This is a genomic window from Rhodococcus sp. KRD197 (genome assembly GCF_017168235.1).
Classification (GTDB): Bacteria; Actinomycetota; Actinomycetes; order Mycobacteriales; family Mycobacteriaceae; genus Rhodococcoides.
On record NZ_JABFAO010000096.1, the window covers coordinates 1 to 669 of the forward strand.

The window sequence follows — 669 nt, forward strand, 5'->3', positions numbered from 1 at the left end:
TCGAACGTCTCGTCACCGATGCCCGCCACGTCGAAGTGCAGGTCATCGCCGACGAGCACGGCAACGTGTGGGCGCCGGGTGTGCGGGACTGCTCGATTCAGCGACGCAACCAGAAGGTCATCGAAGAGTCGAGCTCACCGCTGCTGTCGAAGGAGCAGGCCGATCATTTGCGGACGGTATCGAGTGAGCTGGTCCGCGCCGCCGGGTATGTCGGCGCCGGCACCGTGGAATACCTGTATCAGCCCGAACAGAAGATCTTCACCTTCCTCGAGGTCAACACCCGCCTGCAGGTCGAACACCCCATCACCGAGTTCACCACCGGGCTGGACCTGGTGAAACTACAGATCCAGGTCGCCAACGGGGAGCGTCTCGACGGCGATTGCCCACCGGAGTTCGGGCATGCGGTGGAAGCGCGTCTGAACGCCGAGGACGCCGACAACGGGTTCGCCCCGGCACCGGGCACGGTGGAGCTGCTCAAGTTCCCCCTCGGCTCCGGTCTGCGCGTCGACACCGGCATCGCCCAAGGCGATGTCATTCCCCCTGACTACGATTCCATGGTCGCCAAGATCATCGCCTGGGGCCGCGACCGCGACGAAGCATTCGCCCGGTTGCGCACCGCACTGCGTGAGACGACGGTGGTCATCGACGGCGGCACCACCACCAAATCGT

General features: G+C 64.9%; 1 pseudogene. It reads left to right on the top strand.

Annotation, left to right across the window (positions count from 1 at the left end):
- Positions 1–669, top strand: a pseudogene (locus J1M86_RS27095) (fused acetyl/propionyl-CoA carboxylase subunit alpha/methylmalonyl-CoA decarboxylase subunit alpha); the annotation flags it as partial.